Genomic DNA, 19,529 nt, shown 5'->3' on the forward strand with positions numbered 1-19,529 from the left:
AATGTTAAAGAAAATTTATACCATATTATTTGCTTTGGTAGTTCTCTTCTGTTCCTGTGGAACGGAAGAGAATACTCCCGAACTTCCCGGAACTGATGGAAATGGTTCGGGTGGAGATACTGAAATCACTCTTAAAGTGATGACATACAACGTAAAGCACTGTTCACCTTATGTTCCTGGCGTTGCAGAGCCCGATATCGATATTCAGGCAACAGCGAATGTTATAAAATCCAACGAGCCAGATATTGTTTTCGTCCAAGAGATAGACCGGAATACAAAACGAAGTAACGGTGTAGACCAAGTAACAGAATTAGCTAAACTTTCGGGGTTCGCTCACTTCTATTTCTCAAAAGGGCAGGATTATCAAGGTGGAGAGTATGGTGATGCTATATTTTCCAAATTCCCTTTACGGAATACGGCGACCTATGATTTACCCAGAATAGAGATAGAGGGTACTTATGTGGGATATTGTACATTGGGTAGAGCAACCGTTACTACGGGGGGGCATACCATTACTATTGCAAATACCCATCTGGCTACAACCCAGGAAAACAGGGATATTCAGTTACCTTTTATAAATGAAACTCTTAAAAGTAGCAAATATCCGGTAATATTAGGAGGAGACATGAATGCTACCCCTTATAATTCTACCATAAGTACATTAGATAGTTACGGTTTTGTAAGAAGTGGGAAAGGATTAAATCAGTTCACAATTCCATCTATTGACCCAACAAGAGAACTCGATTATATCTGTTTCCGGCCAGTTGAAAAGTTTGAAGTTGCAGAACATAAAGTTATAACCGGAACAAATGCTTCCGATCATCTTCCTGTTATATCGACTATAAAAATAAAATAAATAGAATGAAGAAGTTTTTATTAATAGCATTGCTTTCAATCTTGTTTGGGAATAGGGCCTCTGCTCAAAAACAAGATACATTACGTATCCGCGTAATGACTTATAATCTCCGCTTTGGAGAGTTGGCATCTTTGGAACAGATTGCCGAACATATCAAAGCCTTCAAACCCGATTTTGTTGCTTTGCAGGAGGTCGACAGTAAAACATTCCGCGAAAGAGCTCCCAAACAGAATGGAAAAGATTTCATTACGGAATTAGGATATCGCACAGAGATGTACCCTTTGTATGGCAAGTCAATCTCTTATAAAGATGGATATTACGGTATTGGAATACTTTCCAGACATCCGTATTTCAAAGTAGAAAAGATGATGTTACCCCGTCCGCAAGAGAAAGAACAAAGAGTTATGCTTCAGGGAACATTTGAGGTAAACGGAACAGACACACTTACTTTTGCTTGTACACATTTGGATTATTTTTCGGAAGATACACGGTTTCTACAGATACAAAAAATTACGGAAACATTGAAGAAATCTCCTTATCCTGTTATTTTAGGAGGAGACTTCAATGCCCGACCTGATTCTAAAACGATACAAAAAGGAATGACCGGTTGGCAATTACTGACAAATGACGACCTGACTTTTCCATCTTACAAACCGTCTATAAAAATTGACTATCTGTTTGGATATCCTAATAGTGGTTGGCAAGTGGTTCGTACGCAATCTGTACAATCATTATTATCGGATCATTTACCCATTATTACGGAATTAGAATTTATCAGAGAAACTAAATAATTTATGTTATGAATAAACTCAATATCACAACTCTACGTCGTATACTGATCATAATCGTAAGTTTTTGTTCAGGATTTATTCAGACATATGCGGGTAGTTCGGAAAAAGAAATTACGATGATGACCTACAACATTCAGGGGCATGCAATTATTAATTCCCGACAAGTAGATAAAATTGCTTCTGTCATCAAAGGTGTAGCTCCCGATGTAGTGGCTATCCAGGAAGTTAACCAAAGATTTGTAAAAGACTGTGCGGTACAATTAGGTACTAAAACAGGAATGAAATCCCATTTCTTAATCACTCACAGTACTTACTTTGGTATTGTTTTGCTGAGTAAAGAAGAACCATTGGGAGTAAAAACTCATCTTATTCCTAAAGGCGCAGGCGGAGGAAGTGCAAAACCCGACCCGGATGACAATCGGGGAATAATAATCGCCGAGTTCTCAGATTATTATTTCTTATCTACCCATTATTCTCTGAATGCCGAAGATCGAGATGTTGCTACTGATTATATCATCAACTTTGCAAAGACTGTCAATAAACCTGTTTTCCTGGGAGGTGATCTTAATGTAAAAGAGACCTATCGGGCTATGGTTACATTTAAAAATAATGGTTTTTCAATTTTGAATGATACGAAAGTTTATACTTATCCATCTACAGCCCCGGCAGATTGTATTGACTTTATATTGGGTTATAACAAATCTTCTATATCCTATCAGGTTACAGAAAGAGGAATTGCAGATCAAAGTGGAGTCGATCTTACAGCTGCTTCCGACCACTTACCGGTATATATAAAAATGCAGATGTCGAATCCTACTGGAAACGAACAAAGCATTACTGACAGAAAAGAGATCAATGTTATAAAATCCGGTAACAACTACATTTTAACGGGCATTGAAGGAACAGCCAATGTCAAGCTTTACTCAGTTACAGGAAGGTTACTTCTCGATGCCTGCATACAAGATGGAGATGAATTACCATTTTATAATTCAAAACCGGGAATAGCATTATTATGGGTAAAAAATAAGGATGAAGTTTATACTCACAAGTTGATATTATAAATTTAGAACTTTGATACTTTTATCTAATATATTATTTATTAATCAATTAAAATTGTATTGTTATGAAAAAACAAATTTTACTTTCGGCAATATTTAGTTTTGCAACATTTAGTATGTTTGCAGCGGACCTTACGGTGACGAATGCCAGTGGAGATCCTACAATAGAGGGGTCTTTCCCTAATATTATGGCAAGTGCACAAACTGATGATGTAATCAAATTTAATCTTGCGACAGATGAGATTGAAGAATTTAATGCGATTACTATAGACACTAAATCATTGACAATTGACGGTAGGAATCAAACTACCGGAAATAAAATCAAATTTACCGGTACCAAGCAGGCTTTGTCCATGAAAGGAGCTTGTACAATTGTTATCAAAGACTGTATTTTTACAGGAAAAAATAAAGCTCAGGCTTTATTTGTACAAACGGGTGCCAATCTAAATATCCTGAATTGCGAATTTATCAAAAATGCACATAGTAGTTCGGGCGGTGTGATTGGAATCAGTCAGGATGTAAACTGTTCTATAAAAAATTGCCTCTTCGACGGAAATTCTGCAACTGGTGACGGAGGATGTATTCGTATTTATAACAATGCCAGAGTGACCATTGAGAATTCTACATTCAAAAACAATAACAGTTCAGCTTCCGGTGGTGTTATTTATATGTACAGTACAAATGGAAAGAATGAAACTGCATTTGCTTTAACTGTTACAAATTGTACCTTTGTAAATAACTATGCAGGAAATCGTGCAGGTGCTATTTATATCTACTCCCGTGATACTTCAAAACCGCTTGATGGTGTAAAAATCATCAATAGTACAATCACGGCAAATTACTCAACAAAAAATTTGGGGGGTGGTATTTTTGTATGCTCTAATACAGATTGTTCTTCCAAATTAGTCATAGTTAATACTATTATTGCCGGAAATACCGGTGGATTGGTTGATGGTGCATATTTTGTTCCTACCGATTTAGGTTATTGGAAAGGAGATAAAAAAGATGGAGTAGAGATTGTAAGAAACTATGATTGGGAATTAAAAAATTGTATTTTCGGAGCTACTTACTCAACAAGTGATGATACCCAGCTCAATAATGTAGATCAATCGGCACTGTTTGATAATTCTAATATAAAAGTTGCTGATTTTGCAAACAGCAAGATATTTACTTCATTGTATAAGTTGGATAATACAGTATTCCCGGATATTGAAGGGGATGAGGTTTGGAGTCCTACTCTAACCAATGATGCCATGCCTGTCGCTTCTCTTTGCGAAAACAGTATTGCAATAGGCAAGGGTACAGCGACCTATGCAGGTATAACTATTCCTACAGCAGATCAATTAGGTAATGTTCGTCCTTCCACTCCTTCTGTGGGTGCTGTAGAGTATGGAAGTATAACCGGTATATTCAATACTACAGCCGTAAAATCCGATATTAAAATTTGGAACGAAGGTAATCTGCTGTTTGCAGAAGGAGTAGAGGGTACGAATCCAGTATCAGTTTACGACTTGACAGGTAAACAAGTATATGAAGGAACTATCCAAAACGGGAATTCCATAATGATCAATGTTGAGAAGGGTATTTATATTGCTAAAGTAAGCGGCACTACTGCTAAATTGGTTATCAGATAATGCTATCTTAACACAATCTAACATAATCTTTCGGCCGGCAACCGGGGAGGTACCCCAAATGTCTCTGGTTGCCGGTCTTTTCTTTTATTAATTTTGAAAATCTAACTATATGAGAAGCTTCTTTCTTACATGTTTTTTTATCGTCTGGGTCTTTTTTATAAGCGCTTGTACCGGCACTTCCGGTCCAGCCGACATAATAACTCCTGCCAAAAAAGTAATCGAACGGCAAATAGGAGATCGAGTAAATGGTATTAGTTTTCAACAGATAGATCCCGTTAATGGAAAAGAAACTTTTGAAATAGAAGCCAAAGAGGGGGAATTAACTCTCAGAGGAAGCAGTGTAGTAGCACTCTGTTATGCTTTTCACATTTATCAGAGAGAGGCGTGTCACGCTATGACAACTTGGGGAGGAAAATATTCGGAATCAATCACTTCATGGCCGGATTATTCATTGAAAAAACAAACAACCCCTTACGAATACAGATATTTCCTGAATGTTTGTACATATGGCTACACCACACCTTATTGGGACTGGGCACGTTGGGAAAAAGAGATCGATTGGATGGCACTCCGTGGAGTGAATATGCCATTGGCTACTGTTGCCAGTGAAGCTATAGCCGAACGAGTGTGGTTACAGATGGGATTAACCAAAGAAGAGATCCGGGAGTTCTTCACTGCTCCTGCACACCTACCCTGGCATCGTATGGGTAATCTCAATACTTGGGATGGTCCGTTGTCCGATGAATGGCAAGAGGGCCAGATTCAACTACAACATCAAATTATAAACCGTATGCGTGAACTCGGAATGAGTCCTATAGCTCCGGCTTTTGCCGGATTTGTTCCGATGGCTTTTGCCGAAAAGCATCCTGATATAAAATTCAAGCATTTGAAATGGGGAGGTTTCGATGACAAGTTTAATGCCTATGTGCTTCCGCCCGATTCTCCTTTCTTCGAAGAAATCGGTAAGCGGTTTGTCAAAGAATGGGAAAAAGAATTCGGTAAAAATACATATTATCTATCGGACAGTTTTAATGAAATGGAATTGCCTGTTGCAAAAGATGATGTAGAAGGTAAACATAAATTGCTTGCTCAATATGGAGAATCAATTTACCGCTCTATCACAGCAGGTAATCCTGATGCAATCTGGGTTACACAAGGTTGGACATTTGGTTATCAACATAGCTTTTGGGATAAAGCGAGTCTACAAGCATTGTTGAGTCATGTTCCGGATGATAAAATGATTATTATTGATCTGGGTAATGACTATCCGAAATGGGTTTGGGGTACAGAACAAACTTGGAAGGTACACGATGGTTTTTATGGTAAAAAATGGATTTTCAGTTATGTTCCTAACTTTGGTGGTAAAACTCCGATGACCGGTGATCTACAGATGTATGCTTCCTCTTCAGCAGAAGCTCTCCAATCCGAATCTCATGGAAATCTGATCGGATTCGGATCGGCACCCGAAGGACTTGAAAACAACGAAGTTGTATATGAGTTATTGGCGGATATGGGATGGACAGACCAAGCTATCGATTTGGACAAATGGATGCCCTCCTACTGTATGGCACGTTATGGAGCCTATCCTGAAACAATGAAGGATGCTTGGGATCTATTCAGAAAAACGGCATATAGTTCGCTATATTCTTATCCACGATTTACCTGGCAGACAGTGATTCCTGACAAACGGCGTATCAGTAAGATAGATGTCAGCGATGATTTCTTACATGGTGTAGAGCTTTTTCTAAATAGTGCAGACAGTCTGAAAAATTCTAAACTTTATGTTAACGACGCCATAGAATTTGCTTCGTATTACATCGCTGCCAAAGCTGATAAACTTTATGGCAAGGCCCTGGCAGAAGATACCGTGGGAAGATCTGCCGTTGCACAACAATATCTGAATCAAACGATTGATATGTTGTTAAATGTAGATAAGCTGTTGGCCTCCCATCCACTTTATCGTCTTGAAGAATGGGTGAATTTTGCCAGAAATAGTGGAACTACACCAGCCGAAAAAGATGCTTATGAAATAAATGCCAAACGCCTGATTACTACCTGGGGAGGATTTCAGGAAGATTATGCAGCACGTTTTTGGAGTGGATTAATTAAGGATTATTACATTCCACGTTTGAAGATTTATTTCTCTAAACAACGCGGTAGTCTGGATAACTGGGAAGAAGAATGGATAAATACTCCATGGATTAATACTACTGTCCCGTTTGATAATCCATTAGATATGGCTGTTGAATTAGTACAGGAAGTAAAAGAGATTGGAACCGAATAAAAATCGAAACAAATTCTTACTTTTGAGGGATCAAAAAGATTCTAATTAACGCACCGCCATGAAAAAGATTATTCTTGCATTCGATTCATTCAAAGGGTCGGCTAACTCTCTTGACATTGCTCGGGCTGCAAAAGAAGCCATTCTAAAAGAATGCCCGCTTTGCAATGTGGTAACCTTTCCGATAGCAGACGGGGGTGAAGGTACAACAGAAGCCATCTGTACAGGACTAAATGTAGACAAAGTATCCTGCTCTGCTCATGATCCTTTAATGACCCCTATTGATGTTACATACGGGATAACTAAGGACGGGACGACGGCAGTGTTTGAAATGGCTGCTGCAAGCGGTCTTCCGTTGGTACCTGATAGATTGCGAAACCCAATGAATACTTCTACTTACGGTACGGGAGAAGTTATCCTTGATGCATTAAGCAAAGGTTGCCGCCATTTTATCATGGGACTTGGAGGTAGTGCTACAAATGATGCTGCCATAGGCATGTTATCTGCTTTAGGTGTTCGTTTTCTGGATAATTCAGGAAACGTCTTGGAGCCCAAAGGCAGCAATCTTATACATGTTACATCTATTGATGATTCATTCCTTCATCCGGCAATAAAAGTATCTTCCTTTACCATTGCTTGCGATGTAAACAATCCACTTTATGGTCCACATGGCGCAGCATTCGTATATGCTCCGCAAAAAGGAGCTTCACCGGAAGAAGTAGCGGCTTTGGACAAAGGATTGCAGCACTATGCTGCTATTATCAAAAAACAGAAAGGAATAGATATCTCTTCTATTCCCGGGGCTGGAGCTGCCGGTGGTATGGGAGGAGGGTTGTTGCCTTTCCTCCAAGCCACTTTAAAGCCTGGAATTGATACGATACTTGACATTCTTCATTTTCGGGAATCACTTCAGGATGCCGATTTAGTATTTACAGGAGAAGGAAAGCTTGATGCCCAAACTGCCATGGGAAAAGCCCTCGGGGGAATTTTGAAAACAGCTCACGAACGGCATGTTCCTGTGATAGCTTTGGGAGGTGGAGTTGAAGCTTCCGAACAACTGAATAAAATGGGATTTACGGCCGTACTATCGATTCAGCCATCCCCTGTTTCTCTTGATAAAGCAATGCAAAAAGAATTCACCCTGAATAATATTGAACGGACTGTTACCCAGATCATTCGTATTATCCAGCATTTTAACCCTGAATCCAATTATTAATAATAAATAGTTTTTATGACAGCAATTGGCGCTTTAATCGGACTGTTAGTATCCGTTCTTTTAATCATAAAAAAAATATCTCCGGCTTATAGTTTAATAGCCGGAGCGATTGTTGGCGGGTTGTTAGGCGGATTACCATTGACAGAGACAGTAAAGGTGATGACAGATGGCGTCAAAGACGTTACACCAGCCATCATCCGTATTCTTACAGCAGGGGTATTGTCCGGTGTGCTTATTAAAACAGGAGCAGCGACTACCATCTCTAATGCTATTATAAATACATTAGGAGAGAAACGGGTATTTGCAGCATTAGCTTTGGCAACTATGTTGCTATGTGCTGTTGGGGTTTTTATTGATGTGGCTGTTATTACAGTAGCCCCTATTGCACTGTCTATCGGAAAACGTTTGGGCTTGTCACCATCCGTACTATTGATAGCCATGATTGGTGGAGGAAAATGCGGTAATATAGTTTCCCCGAATCCGAATACAATTATTGCAGCTGAAAACTTTAAAGCAGATTTATCATCGGTCATGTTTTACAATATTCTTCCGGCAATTATCGGGTTGGTGTTTACGGTTTTTGTTATTATCCGCCTTATCCCCCGAAAACTTACTATTGTCGCTCCAGGACAGGAAGAAATCACAGATGATAAACAATTGCCTTCTCTTACCAGCAGCCTGATAGCACCTTTCGTCACTATCATCTTACTTGCCCTGCGGCCTTTGGCTGGTATTACCATTGATCCTCTAATAGCTCTGCCCATCGGCGGAATTTGTGGTATCCTTTGCATGAAACAATGGAAAAATATTCTGCCTAGTATGGAATACGGTCTCCAAAAAATGTCTACTGTAGCTGTACTTTTAATCGGTACAGGAACAATTGCAGGCGTTATCAAAAACTCTACTCTAAAAGACTGGATTCTGCAACTACTGGAACAAGCCCACTTCAATGAAATAATGATAGCTCCCGTATCTGGCGCATTAATGTCAGCCGCCACGGCCTCTACTACTGCCGGAGCTACTCTCGCTTCCGCCTCTTTTGCAGAAGCAATTCTTGCTGTCGGTATTTCCGCTGCATGGGGAGCTGCCATGATCAACTCCAGTGCCACAGTACTGGATCATTTACCTCATGGCTCTTTTTTTCATGCTACCGGTGGAGTCTGTGAATTGACTTTTAAGCAACGTCTGAAACTCATTCCTTATGAAACCCTTATAGGAGCAGTATTGGCAGCCTCTACTACCCTCTTATGTCTCGTTTGGTGATCATCTAATACATTATAACTCATAAATTATAAACTCATGCCTGCCAATAATCGTCTTCTCTCTCTCGATGTCCTGCGAGGATTCACAGTTGCCGGAATGATACTTGTCAATAATGCAGGTGCATGCGGATACGGTTATGCCCCTCTGCGTCATGCCAAATGGGATGGCTTCACTCCTGCCGACCTTGTGTTTCCTATGTTTATGTTCCTGATGGGAATATCCACCTACATATCTTTGCGCAAATATGATTTCCAATGGCGACTTGCTATCGGAAAGATAATAAAACGTGCTCTTCTCCTGATCCTGATAGGTATTGCCATGAAATGGATTATAAATTCAAGTGAAACCGGTATTTGGACTGATTGGGAGCATATGCGACTTTTAGGAGTGATGCAACGACTGGGTATCTGCTACGGAGCAACAGCTATCATGGCGTTGTTTATCCCTCATAAACGTTTTTTTCCGGTAGCTCTTCTTCTTTTAGCAGGATATTTTATTCTTCAGTTGATAGGAAACGGATTCGAAAAAAGTCCCGATAATATTATAGCCATAGTCGATTCTACCGTTTTGGGAACAAATCACATGTATCTGCAAGGGCGCCAGTTTGTAGAACCGGAAGGAATTTTAAGTACTATTCCTGCCATTGCCCAGGTAATGATTGGTTTCGTATGTGGACGAATGATTATCAATCAGAAGGATAACAAAGAACGAATGCAAAAACTCTTTTTTCTCGGTACCTTAATGCTATTTGCCGGATTCTTATTTAGTTATGCCTGTCCGCTCAACAAGCGTCTATGGTCTCCGAGTTTTGTATTGCTTACTTGCGGAATAGCAGCTTTAGCATTAGCTGTATTGATCGAAATAATCGATGTTCGACAAAAGAAAAGCTGGTGCACTTTCTTCAATGTTTTCGGAGTAAATCCACTGGTTCTTTATGTATTTGCCGAAATTTTCGGTGATCTGTTGCGAATATGGAAAGTTAACACATCCCTGTTCGATACCTGTCTGCAACCCCTATTCGGCAACTATTTCGGTTCATTCATGTATGCGGTCTTTTTCCTATTATTTAACTGGCTTATCGGATACATTCTATTTAAAAAACAAATTTACATAAAACTATAATTGAAATGATGAAAAGAAACATTTATTTGGTTATCGTAACATTGTTCCTCTCACTATCAGCGGGGGCAAAGGAGAAAGACGTAGCCATTATGCAGTCAATGGTGAAACGTCTCATCCCGGCATATGCCGAGAACTTTCAGTTTAAGAAAATAAAACCCGTTGACGGAAAAGACTGTTTCCAGTTGGATACTTCCGACTCTGGGAAAATAGTGATTGGCGGTAATAACGCTAACTCAATGGCAATGGGGCTGAATTATTATTTAAAGTATTATTGTCTTACCACAATCTCATGGTATGCCGATATTCCTGTTGAAATGCCTGAAACTCTTCCGGTGCCGGAAAAAACTTTTAGTGCGGAAGCAAAAGTAGACAGACGCTTTTTTTTGAACTACTGTACTTATGGTTACACTATGCCTTATTGGCAATGGAAAGATTGGGAGCGTTTTATTGACTGGATGGCTCTGAACGGGGTCAATATGCCTCTGGCCATTACAGGTCAGGAAGCCGTATGGTATAAAGTATGGAAGAAATTAGGTTTGACGGATCAGGAAATCCGTTCCTATTTTACGGGACCTACGTATCTACCCTGGCATCGTATGGCAAATATTGATGGATGGAACGGTCCGTTACCTATGGAGTGGTTGGATAATCAGGTGGAACTACAGAAAAAGATACTTGCGCGGGAACGCGAATTGAATATGAAACCGGTATTGCCTGCTTTTGCCGGTCATGTACCTGCAGCTTTGAAACGAATTTATCCGGAGGCTAATATTCAGCATCTTGGTAAGTGGGCAGGTTTTGCTGATACGTATCGTTGTTATTTTCTGAATCCCGAAGAACCGCTGTTTTCTACCATTCAAAAACATTTTCTTCAGGAGCAGACTCGTTTGTTCGGAACTGATCATATTTATGGCGTAGATCCTTTTAACGAGGTAGACCCACCAAGTTGGGAACCCGAATATCTCAGTCAGGTATCTTCGGATATGTATCGGACATTGACAGCAGCAGATCCGAAAGCGGAATGGATGCAGATGACCTGGATGTTTTATCATGACCGCAAGGATTGGACGGCTCCGCGTATCAAGGCTTTACTAACCGGAGTGCCGCAGGATAAGATGTTTTTACTGGATTATCATTGTGAGAATGTAGAACTTTGGAAAAACACTGAACACTTTCATGGACAACCTTATATTTGGTGCTATTTAGGTAATTTTGGGGGAAATACGACTCTTACCGGTAATGTAAAGGAGAGTGGTGACCGTCTTGACAATGCGTTGATAAATGGTGGAAGTAACCTTCGGGGTATCGGTTCTACGCTCGAAGGCTTGGATGTTATGCAGTTTCCCTATGAGTATATCTTTGAGAAGGCGTGGGATTTGAATCTCGACAACGAGGCGTGGTTACAAAATCTTGCCGACCGTCATGCCGGGACTGTTTCCCAGCCTGTTCGTGAAGCGTGGGATATTCTGTTCAACCAGATATACGTACAGGTTCCCAAAACATTAGGCGTATTACCTAACTATCGTCCGGTGATGAACAAACCTAATAGACGTACGGTTATTGATTATTCCAATGCTACTTTATTACAAGCCTGGGAAAAACTGTTACAAGCTACAGATTGTAACAGAGACGCTCTGCGGCTGGATATCATTACTGTAGGTCGTCAATTACTGGGTAATTATTTTCTTATAGTGAAAGATGATTTTGACCGTATGTATACAGTTAAAGATCTTCCGGGGTTGAAAGCCAGAGCTGCGGAAATGAAAGAGATCCTTAATGATTTGGATCGTTTGAATGCTTTTCATAGCCGTTGTGCCTTGGATAAATGGTTGGCTGATGCCCGTGCATTGGGTACGACTCCCGAAGTGAAAGATTATTATGAGAAGAATGCCCGTAATCTGATTACGACTTGGGGAGGTAGTCTGAATGATTATGCCAGTCGTACATGGGCGGGGCTCATTAAAGATTACTATTCGAAACGCTGGGATATGTATATGGATGCGGTAATCTCTGCAGTAGAAGGTAACCGGGAGTTTGATCAGAAAAAATTGGATGAATCAATAAAGAGTTTCGAAGATGCCTGGGTAGATTCTACAGACCCTATTCTGGTAGCACCTCAGGGTGAGTTGATGCAATACGCTCGTTTCTTATTACAGAAATACGGACGGCGGATCCCGGAGAATTTGTAATATACAATAGATTAAACGTATGAAAAATGCTTTTTATACGTTTAATTAAGAAAATGTGTATCAGATAATACTATAAATCAACTTTCATAAAAATGAAAATAATTCCGATATTAAATGGTATGTTGGTTTTGACTTCCGGAATCGGTTTTTCGATTCAGCAGGTTAGAGCACAACAAAAACCTCATATTATCTTGATTATGGCCGATCAGCATCGTGGCGATGCTTTGGGATGTATGGGGAATCCGGCAGTTATTTCACCTAATATTGATAAACTGTCTGAAGAGGGGACATTATTCTGTAATGGCTATTCGTCTACTCCAAGTAGCACACCGGCCCGTGCAGGATTACTGACCGGTATGTCTCCTTGGCGGCATGGCATGTTGGGGTATGGCCGGGTAGCCATGCAATACAGATACGAGATGCCTGCTATGCTAAGAGAGCAGAATTATTATACATTTGGTATTGGAAAGATGCATTGGTCTCCACAAAAATCTTTGCATGGTTTTCATGGAACTTTGTTAGATGAAAGCGGGCGTGCTGAGACGAAATATTTTATCAGCGATTATCGACTATGGTTACAGATACAAATGCCGGGAGTAAATCCTGATTTGACAGGTATTGGTTGGAATGAACACAGGGCAGGTACTTATAAACTGCCTGAGGAGTTACATCCTACCACCTGGACAGGAAAGATGGCTTGCGAATTGATACAGAATTATAATAATGAAAGCCCGTTGTTTCTGAAAGTTTCCTTTGCACGTCCTCATAGTCCGTATGACCCTCCCCAACGTCTTTTGGATGAGTATGAAGAGAAAGAAATTCCGGCTCCTTATATTGGTGACTGGTGTAGTAAATACGCTACTCAGCTTGATCCGGTAAAAGCTGATAAGGATGCTCCGTTTGCCAATTTTGGAGCTGAATATGCTAAAAATTCCCGAAAATACTATTATGCCAATGTTACATTTATTGATGAGGAAATAGGAAAAATAATACAAGCACTGAAAGATAAAGGAATGTATGATAATGCTTTGATTTGCTATGTTTCCGACCATGGGGATATGTTGGGCGATCATTATCATTGGCGGAAGACTTATCCTTATGAGGGCTCCACACATGTTCCATATATTGTAAAATGGCCTGAATCGTTTGGTATTAAAGAGGGAATAAAAGTAGATGAACCGGTGGAATTACGAGATCTTTTGCCTACCTTCTTAGATGCTTCCGGAGCACAAATTCCTGAGGAGATGGATGGACTCTCACTGTTAGCTTTAGTAGACGAAAGCAGAAAGCATACATGGAGACAATATATTGATCTGGAGCATGCAACTTGTTATGCGAAGGAAAATTACTGGTGTGCTTTGACCGATGGCAAAATTAAATATGTGTGGAATTTCTATACAGGAGAAGAAGAACTTTTTGATTTATCAAAGGATCCGGGAGAATTGCGAAATCTTGTGTCGGAGAAACATTATCGGAAAAGGCTGGCTGATTTACGTGAGGCAATGGTGAAGCATTTGAGTGAACGGGGAGAAGGATTTGTGAAAGAAGGGAAGTTGGTTGTTCGTAAAGAAAGATTGCTCTACAGCCCGAACTATCCAAAGTCAGAGGAAGTTGAAACCAATTAGAAACTGGTGGGAGTAGATCGATTCTCTTTCTTTTATCTGGTTTTATAAATATAGTATAATAAGATACTCTTTTGCTGGATAAAGTATATACATACTTATGATGTTGTATACTATATCTTTGTATTCATAACTCTTGTTTCATGAATATAAAACATCCGGATGTTGTATGTAAAAATACCCGGATGTTTTGATTTATAACATGGGGATGTTTTTGATAAGAATACCTGGATGTTTTGCATACTCAATCCACTTGGTAACTCTTCTTTGAAAGCTATAGTCTGTCTGCTTCAAAGGCTATTATTAACTAACCCGAATACCTTAATCTTGCGGTGGGACATTCTATCCTTATTTTTTGTTTATCTTTGCATGTCTATTTAGATTGAAGTTATGCAAAAGCAAAGATATGCATTGGTAAAGAGGGAATATCGTGTTCCCTTCATTCTGGTTACCTCTTTATTCTTCTTATGGGGATTTGCCCATGCCATTCTTGATGTGCTGAACAAACATTTTCAGGATGTACTGGTCATCAGCCGTGCCCATTCTGCATGGGTGCAGGTTATGTTCTATCTGGGATATTTTGTTATGGCTATTCCTGCCGGATTATTTATCAATAAGTACGGTTATCGTCGTGGAGTAGTGTTAGGGTTACTACTTTATGGATTGGGATCTTTGCTTTTTATTCCCGGAGAGTACTGGATGTCGTTCAATTTCTTCCTGTTCTCATTGTTTGTCATAGCCTGTGGACTGGTATTTTTGGAAACTGCTGCCAATCCTTATATGACGGAGTTGGGGGATAAAGAGACTGCTGCCAGCCGCTTGAATTTAGCTCAGTCATTCAATGGATTGGGATGTATTTGCGGACCATTGATAGGTGGATTATTACTTTTCTCTGAAGAAGGGGAGGCTGCAATATCTTTGCCTTATACGTTAATGGGGATTGTAGTGTTGGCAGTTGCTATGGTTTTCTCTAAGATCAGACTGCCGGCGATTGTTCATGAAGAAGAGGCTGATAGAGAAGGTAAAGCAAAAGGCCTGTGGTCACACAAACTTTTTATTTTTGGTATTGCTGCCCTGTTCTGTTATGAGATAGCGGAGATTTCTATTAATAGCTTCTTTATAAACTACGTGGTTGACGATGGCTGGATGAGTGCCCGTGATGCTTCTATAGTACTTTCTTTTGGAGGTTTAGGATTATTCATGTGCGGACGTTTTGCCGGTAGCTGGATTATGCAACGTATCTGTGCAGAGAAAGTGCTGTTATTTTGTGCGGTGTGTACGGTGATTACCTCTTTACTGATTGTACTGAATGTGGGGATTGTATCTCTCGTAGCACTTTTCTTGGGATATGCATTTGAAGCTATCATGTTCCCCACTATTTTTGCTCTTTCTTTGCGGGGACTGGGTAAGCACACCAAACGTGCTTCTTCTTATCTGATGATGTCACCTGTTGGCGGAGCGGTAGGGCCATTGATGATGGGGTATGTGGCAGATCAGACTACCATGTCTCTTTCCTTTATCGTACCTTTACTTTCCTTTATAGTGGTGATGCTGTATGCCTGGAAGGTGAGTGTGGTAAAGTTGTAACGGTCATTTATGACATTTATCCCTCATTCATAGTACGAATTTACCACAAGTGTGGTATTTCCGGCGAACCAAAACTCCTCTATCTTTGTCGTATAATAAAAAACAGATAATTAATACATTAAAAGATATGGGAAAGATAGCAAAAAGACTGACAGACCTCGTAGGCAACACTCCGTTGCTGGAACTGAGTAACTACAATGCAAGTAAAGGACTAAAAGCCCGTGTGGTGGTAAAATTGGAGTATTTTAATCCGGCAGGCAGTGTGAAAGACCGTATCGCTTTGGCTATGATTGAAGATGCTGAATCAAAAGGAATCTTGAAACCGGGTGCTACGATTATTGAACCGACCAGTGGTAATACAGGTGTGGGACTGGCCTTTGTTTCCGCCTCAAAAGGATATAAACTGATTCTGACAATGCCCGATACAATGAGTGTAGAGCGGAGGAACTTACTGAAGGCTTTGGGAGCCGAACTGGTACTGACTCCCGGCGCTGACGGAATGAAAGGTGCCATAGCGAAGGCAGAAGAGTTGAAAGCGAACACTCCCGGTGCAGTGATCCTGCAGCAATTTGAGAATCCTGCTAATCCTGCTGTCCATGTGCGGACTACCGGACAGGAGATATGGCATGATACAGACGGACGTGTAGAGATATTTGTGGCAGGTGTTGGTACAGGTGGTACAATAAGCGGTGTGGGGAGAGCATTAAAGGATTACAATCCTCAAATAAAGGTAGTGGCTGTAGAGCCTGCTGATTCTCCGGTTCTGTCCGGTGGTAAGCCCGGACCTCATAAGATACAGGGCATCGGGGCCGGATTTATTCCTAAGATCTATGATGCTTCGGTAGTGGATGAGATTGTACAGGTGCAGAATGATGATGCCATCCGTACCAGCCGTGAGTTGGCGGCAAAAGAGGGGCTATTGGTCGGTATCTCTTCGGGTGCTGCCGTATATGCGGCTACTAAACTGGCCGAACTTCCGGAAAATAAAGGTAAAACAATAGTAGCGCTGCTGCCCGATACGGGAGAGCGCTACCTGTCCACTATCTTGTATGCTTTTGAGGAATACCCTTTATAGAGTTGAAAATTGAAAATTGAAAGTTGAAAATTACTATGCAGAATGACAGCGCAGCTAATTTTCAACTTTCAATTTTCAATTTTCAACTCTTATGCGGTGCCGCATATTCTTTTGCCGTTACACTACTAATAGGAATCTCCCAGATTTTTACATTTCTTACAGCCGGGTCTGAATAAACAAATTCCCGGCTGCTATAATGTTTCATGATGATATTCAGTGCTTCGCGTTTGCTGTCCATATCTTCAATGAAGCCAACTTTTCCACGGCAGATCACACTTTTAGCTTTCATTCGGTAACTACAGGCTACTTTGGGATGCTGAAATACCAGTTCATGGTCTGTGCTGAAAGTGATACATACGTTATTGTTACGTTCCAGCATATCAATGCTGCTTCCTGTTGGTCCGGAATGCAGATAAATCACCCCTTCCTGATAACCAAAGTTCATGGGTATTACATACGGATTTCCTTCCTGATCGGTAATACCGACAAAGCAGATATCGCAACGGGAGATGATTTCTTCTACCCGTTGTTTGTCTTCTATGATGACTGTTTTCATACGTATAAAGTTATAATGTGATAGGGTTATAAGGTGGTAAAGTTATAACCTTATCACTTTACCACCTCTTTTATTACATTAATGCAAAGTCAAGTTGTTTTTTCTCCAGATTGGCACGGGCTACTTTAATGGTGATTGCATCGCCCAAGCTGAATGTCTTATTTTTACGGCGTCCGCGCAGACAATAGTTCTTTTCGTCGAACTCGTAGTAGTCATCGTCCAAATCACGCATAGGTATCATACCTTCACACTTATTTTCGTTAAGCTCCACATAGAGTCCCCATTCTGTAACACCGGAAATAACTCCATCATATGTTTGGCCCAACCGTTCGCTCATGAATTCTACTTGTTTGTACTTGATAGAAGCACGTTCGGCATTTGCCGCAATCTGCTCCATGTTAGAACTATGATCGCAGAGATCTTCGTATTTACTTTCTGAAACACTTCTTCCTCCGTCCAGATATTTGGTGACCAGACGATGTACCATCATATCCGGGAAACGACGAATGGGGGATGTGAAGTGTGTATAGTAATCGAATGCCAATCCATAATGTCCGATGTTGTGTGTTGAATAACGCGCTTTTTGCATGGCGCGGATAGAAACTGTTTCAATCAGATTTTCTTCTTTCTTTCCCTGAATGTCGTCCAGCAGGTGGTTGATAGACTTTGATATGTCTGTCTTTGTGCCACTGGTACGTAACTTATATCCGAAGCGGGCGATGAATTGCGAAAGATTATCCAGTTTCTCCGGATCGGGCAGATCATGGATACGATAAGGCAATACTTTAGCTTTCTTACCTTTGGGTACGCGTCCTATCTTCTCAGCTACGGTTCTGTTGGCAAGTAGCATAAACTCTTCTACGAGTTTGTTGGCATCTTTGGATTCTTTGAAATAAACACTGACCGGTTTGCCTTTCTCGTCTATCTCGAATTTCACTTCGTAACGGTCAAAGTTAATAGCTCCGGCAGCAAAGCGTCTTTCGCGTAACGCTTTGGCAATTGTATCCATCATCAAAACCTCCTCTTTAAAATCTCCCTCCTGGGTTTCGATAATTTGCTGTGCTTCTTCGTAAGTGAAGCGGCGATCGGAGTAAATGATTGTATGTACGATACGTGAGTTCTTTACCTCTCCTTTCTCGGTGATATCAAAAATAACGGAGAAAGCGAGCTTTTCTTCATGAGGGCGTAGTGAACAAAGGAAATTACACAGACGTTCGGGCAGCATCGGGATAGTACGGTCTACCAGATAGACAGAGGTAGCACGTTTCTCGGCTTCTTTGTCAATGATACCTCCTTCTTTTACGTAGTGTGTTACGTCTGCTATATGTACTCCTACTTCCCATAAGTTGTCTTTTAGTTTACGGATAGAGAGTGCGTCGTCAAAGTCTTTGGCATCCTTTGGGTCGATGGTGAAAGTAGTGACCTTACGGAAATCTTCCCGTTTGGCTATCTCTTCTTCAGAGATTTCAGCCGGAATCTTATCAGCAGCCTTTTCTACTGCCTGAGGATAGACATAGGGTAAACCAAATTCTGCCAGAATAGCGTGCATCTCAGTGGTATTGTCTCCGGCTTTACCCAGGATATCAAGTACCTGTCCGATTGGATTTTTAGCTTTGTCCGGCCATTCGATTACTTTCACAACAGCCTTGTCTCCGGTTTTTCCACCTTTCAGTTTATCTCTTGGGATGAAGATATCATTTGCCAGCGTCCGGTTTTCTGTTACCAGGAAAGCATAAGACTTTTCCACCTGTAGCGTACCCACAAATGTGTCGTTGGCACGTTCCAGTATTTCAATAACCTCCCCTTCGGCGTCATGGTTCTTGCGTTTGGCAAAGAATGCTATTTTTACTTTGTCATTGTTCATTGCATGGGCAGAGTTACGTTCGGCCACGAATATCGGGTCGCCTCCGCCTTCGGGGATGAATGAGTTCTTTCCGTTGCTTTTACGCTGGAAAGTTCCTGTCATCTCGATACCGTGGTTGTTGAGCTTGTATTTATTTTTATCAACTTCCGTTATATAGTCGTCAGTCAGCATATCCGCGAGAATATCCATGCACAGCATTTTCAGGGGATGTGTGGTGAGGTGTAGTTCCGCGAAAAGATATTTAAGGCTGATGATTTCTTCCTGTCTGGTGTGGAAGAAATCCATTAATACGGTTGCCAGTTCTTTTTTCTTCATTCGTTTACCGGCTTTTTTTTCTTTCTTTTTCGCCATGATGTTTTTATTATTATAAGTTACGAGCTAATAAGTTACGGATTTTGAAGCGAATGCAGGTGAG

Annotated in this window: 14 protein-coding genes; 12 read left to right on the forward strand and 2 right to left on the reverse strand. The window is 40.7% G+C overall.

Features of this window, described 5'->3' with window-relative positions; genetic code table 11:
* The first annotated feature begins 1 nt into the window (after position 1).
* The 12 genes from ACESQI_RS19380 to cysK all read left to right on the forward strand — a co-directional run bounded on the left by ACESQI_RS19380 (position 2) and on the right by cysK (position 16,694).
* Complete coding sequence (locus tag ACESQI_RS19380; protein WP_122201475.1) at positions 2-856, forward strand: endonuclease/exonuclease/phosphatase family protein; 855 nt, start codon at positions 2-4, stop codon at positions 854-856.
* Positions 857-861: 5 nt separating this feature from the next.
* Positions 862-1,647, forward strand: a complete 786-nt coding sequence (locus ACESQI_RS19385) for an endonuclease/exonuclease/phosphatase family protein (protein ID WP_373126827.1) — start codon at positions 862-864, stop codon at positions 1,645-1,647.
* A gap of 8 nt (positions 1,648-1,655) precedes the next feature.
* Entirely contained in the window at positions 1,656-2,708 is a 1,053-nt protein-coding gene (locus tag ACESQI_RS19390; RefSeq protein WP_373126829.1) for an endonuclease/exonuclease/phosphatase family protein, read from the forward strand.
* A gap of 62 nt (positions 2,709-2,770) precedes the next feature.
* Positions 2,771-4,339, forward strand: coding sequence for a right-handed parallel beta-helix repeat-containing protein (locus tag ACESQI_RS19395; protein WP_002558421.1), 1,569 nt, complete (start codon positions 2,771-2,773; stop codon positions 4,337-4,339).
* Between the two features lie 109 nt (positions 4,340-4,448).
* The gene (locus ACESQI_RS19400) at positions 4,449-6,623 is read left to right on the forward strand and encodes an alpha-N-acetylglucosaminidase (RefSeq protein ID WP_007483011.1); all 2,175 of its coding nucleotides are present in this window, start codon (positions 4,449-4,451) and stop codon (positions 6,621-6,623) included.
* A 58-nt stretch (positions 6,624-6,681) separates the two neighbouring features.
* Positions 6,682-7,836: a glycerate kinase gene (locus tag ACESQI_RS19405; protein WP_007483009.1), complete on the forward strand. Its 1,155-nt coding sequence runs from the start codon at positions 6,682-6,684 to the stop codon at positions 7,834-7,836.
* A 15-nt stretch (positions 7,837-7,851) separates the two neighbouring features.
* Positions 7,852-9,099: a GntP family permease gene (locus tag ACESQI_RS19410; RefSeq protein ID WP_002558418.1), complete on the forward strand. Its 1,248-nt coding sequence runs from the start codon at positions 7,852-7,854 to the stop codon at positions 9,097-9,099.
* Between the two features lie 36 nt (positions 9,100-9,135).
* Positions 9,136-10,221, forward strand: coding sequence for an acyltransferase family protein (locus tag ACESQI_RS19415; protein ID WP_278511720.1), 1,086 nt, complete (start codon positions 9,136-9,138; stop codon positions 10,219-10,221).
* Positions 10,222-10,226: 5 nt separating this feature from the next.
* Positions 10,227-12,410 (forward strand): alpha-N-acetylglucosaminidase, encoded by a 2,184-nt coding sequence (locus ACESQI_RS19420; protein ID WP_278511717.1) that lies wholly within the window; start codon positions 10,227-10,229, stop codon positions 12,408-12,410.
* A 92-nt stretch (positions 12,411-12,502) separates the two neighbouring features.
* Positions 12,503-14,035 carry an arylsulfatase gene (locus tag ACESQI_RS19425; RefSeq protein ID WP_373126832.1) on the forward strand — a complete coding sequence of 511 codons (1,533 nt, stop codon included), beginning with the start codon at positions 12,503-12,505 and terminating at the stop codon, positions 14,033-14,035.
* A 387-nt stretch (positions 14,036-14,422) separates the two neighbouring features.
* Positions 14,423-15,619, forward strand: a complete 1,197-nt coding sequence (locus tag ACESQI_RS19430; RefSeq protein WP_007483003.1) for a sugar MFS transporter — start codon at positions 14,423-14,425, stop codon at positions 15,617-15,619.
* Positions 15,620-15,746: 127 nt separating this feature from the next.
* Positions 15,747-16,694 carry a cysteine synthase A gene (gene cysK, locus ACESQI_RS19435; RefSeq protein WP_007483001.1) on the forward strand — a complete coding sequence of 316 codons (948 nt, stop codon included), beginning with the start codon at positions 15,747-15,749 and terminating at the stop codon, positions 16,692-16,694.
* Positions 16,695-16,776: 82 nt separating this feature from the next.
* On the opposite strand, the gene ACESQI_RS19440 is transcribed toward cysK, so the two are convergent.
* Positions 16,777-17,250, reverse strand: coding sequence for a pyridoxamine 5'-phosphate oxidase family protein (locus tag ACESQI_RS19440; protein WP_002558413.1), 474 nt, complete (start codon positions 17,248-17,250; stop codon positions 16,777-16,779).
* Between the two features lie 73 nt (positions 17,251-17,323).
* Positions 17,324-19,465: a ribonuclease R gene (rnr, locus tag ACESQI_RS19445; protein WP_007482999.1), complete on the reverse strand. Its 2,142-nt coding sequence runs from the start codon at positions 19,463-19,465 to the stop codon at positions 17,324-17,326.
* Positions 19,466-19,529 lie beyond the last annotated feature (64 nt).

Origin of the sequence: Bacteroides sp. HPS0048, assembly GCF_964240755.1 — a bacterium.
Classification (GTDB): domain Bacteria; phylum Bacteroidota; class Bacteroidia; order Bacteroidales; family Bacteroidaceae; genus Bacteroides; species Bacteroides nordii.

Bases quoted from the DNA above. Each gene is read 5' to 3' on its own strand.
- ACESQI_RS19380 (WP_122201475.1), top strand. From the start codon at position 2: ATGTTAAAGAAAATTTATACCATATTATTTGCTTTGGTAGTTCTCTTC.
- ACESQI_RS19385 (WP_373126827.1), top strand. From the start codon at position 862: ATGAAGAAGTTTTTATTAATAGCATTGCTTTCAATCTTGTTTGGGAAT.
- ACESQI_RS19390 (WP_373126829.1), top strand. From the start codon at position 1,656: ATGAATAAACTCAATATCACAACTCTACGTCGTATACTGATCATAATC.
- ACESQI_RS19395 (WP_002558421.1), top strand. From the start codon at position 2,771: ATGAAAAAACAAATTTTACTTTCGGCAATATTTAGTTTTGCAACATTT.
- ACESQI_RS19400 (WP_007483011.1), top strand. From the start codon at position 4,449: ATGAGAAGCTTCTTTCTTACATGTTTTTTTATCGTCTGGGTCTTTTTT.
- ACESQI_RS19405 (WP_007483009.1), top strand. From the start codon at position 6,682: ATGAAAAAGATTATTCTTGCATTCGATTCATTCAAAGGGTCGGCTAAC.
- ACESQI_RS19410 (WP_002558418.1), top strand. From the start codon at position 7,852: ATGACAGCAATTGGCGCTTTAATCGGACTGTTAGTATCCGTTCTTTTA.
- ACESQI_RS19415 (WP_278511720.1), top strand. From the start codon at position 9,136: ATGCCTGCCAATAATCGTCTTCTCTCTCTCGATGTCCTGCGAGGATTC.
- ACESQI_RS19420 (WP_278511717.1), top strand. From the start codon at position 10,227: ATGATGAAAAGAAACATTTATTTGGTTATCGTAACATTGTTCCTCTCA.
- ACESQI_RS19425 (WP_373126832.1), top strand. From the start codon at position 12,503: ATGAAAATAATTCCGATATTAAATGGTATGTTGGTTTTGACTTCCGGA.
- ACESQI_RS19430 (WP_007483003.1), top strand. From the start codon at position 14,423: ATGCAAAAGCAAAGATATGCATTGGTAAAGAGGGAATATCGTGTTCCC.
- cysK (WP_007483001.1), top strand. From the start codon at position 15,747: ATGGGAAAGATAGCAAAAAGACTGACAGACCTCGTAGGCAACACTCCG.
- ACESQI_RS19440 (WP_002558413.1), bottom strand. From the start codon at position 17,250: ATGAAAACAGTCATCATAGAAGACAAACAACGGGTAGAAGAAATCATC.
- rnr (WP_007482999.1), bottom strand. From the start codon at position 19,465: ATGGCGAAAAAGAAAGAAAAAAAAGCCGGTAAACGAATGAAGAAAAAA.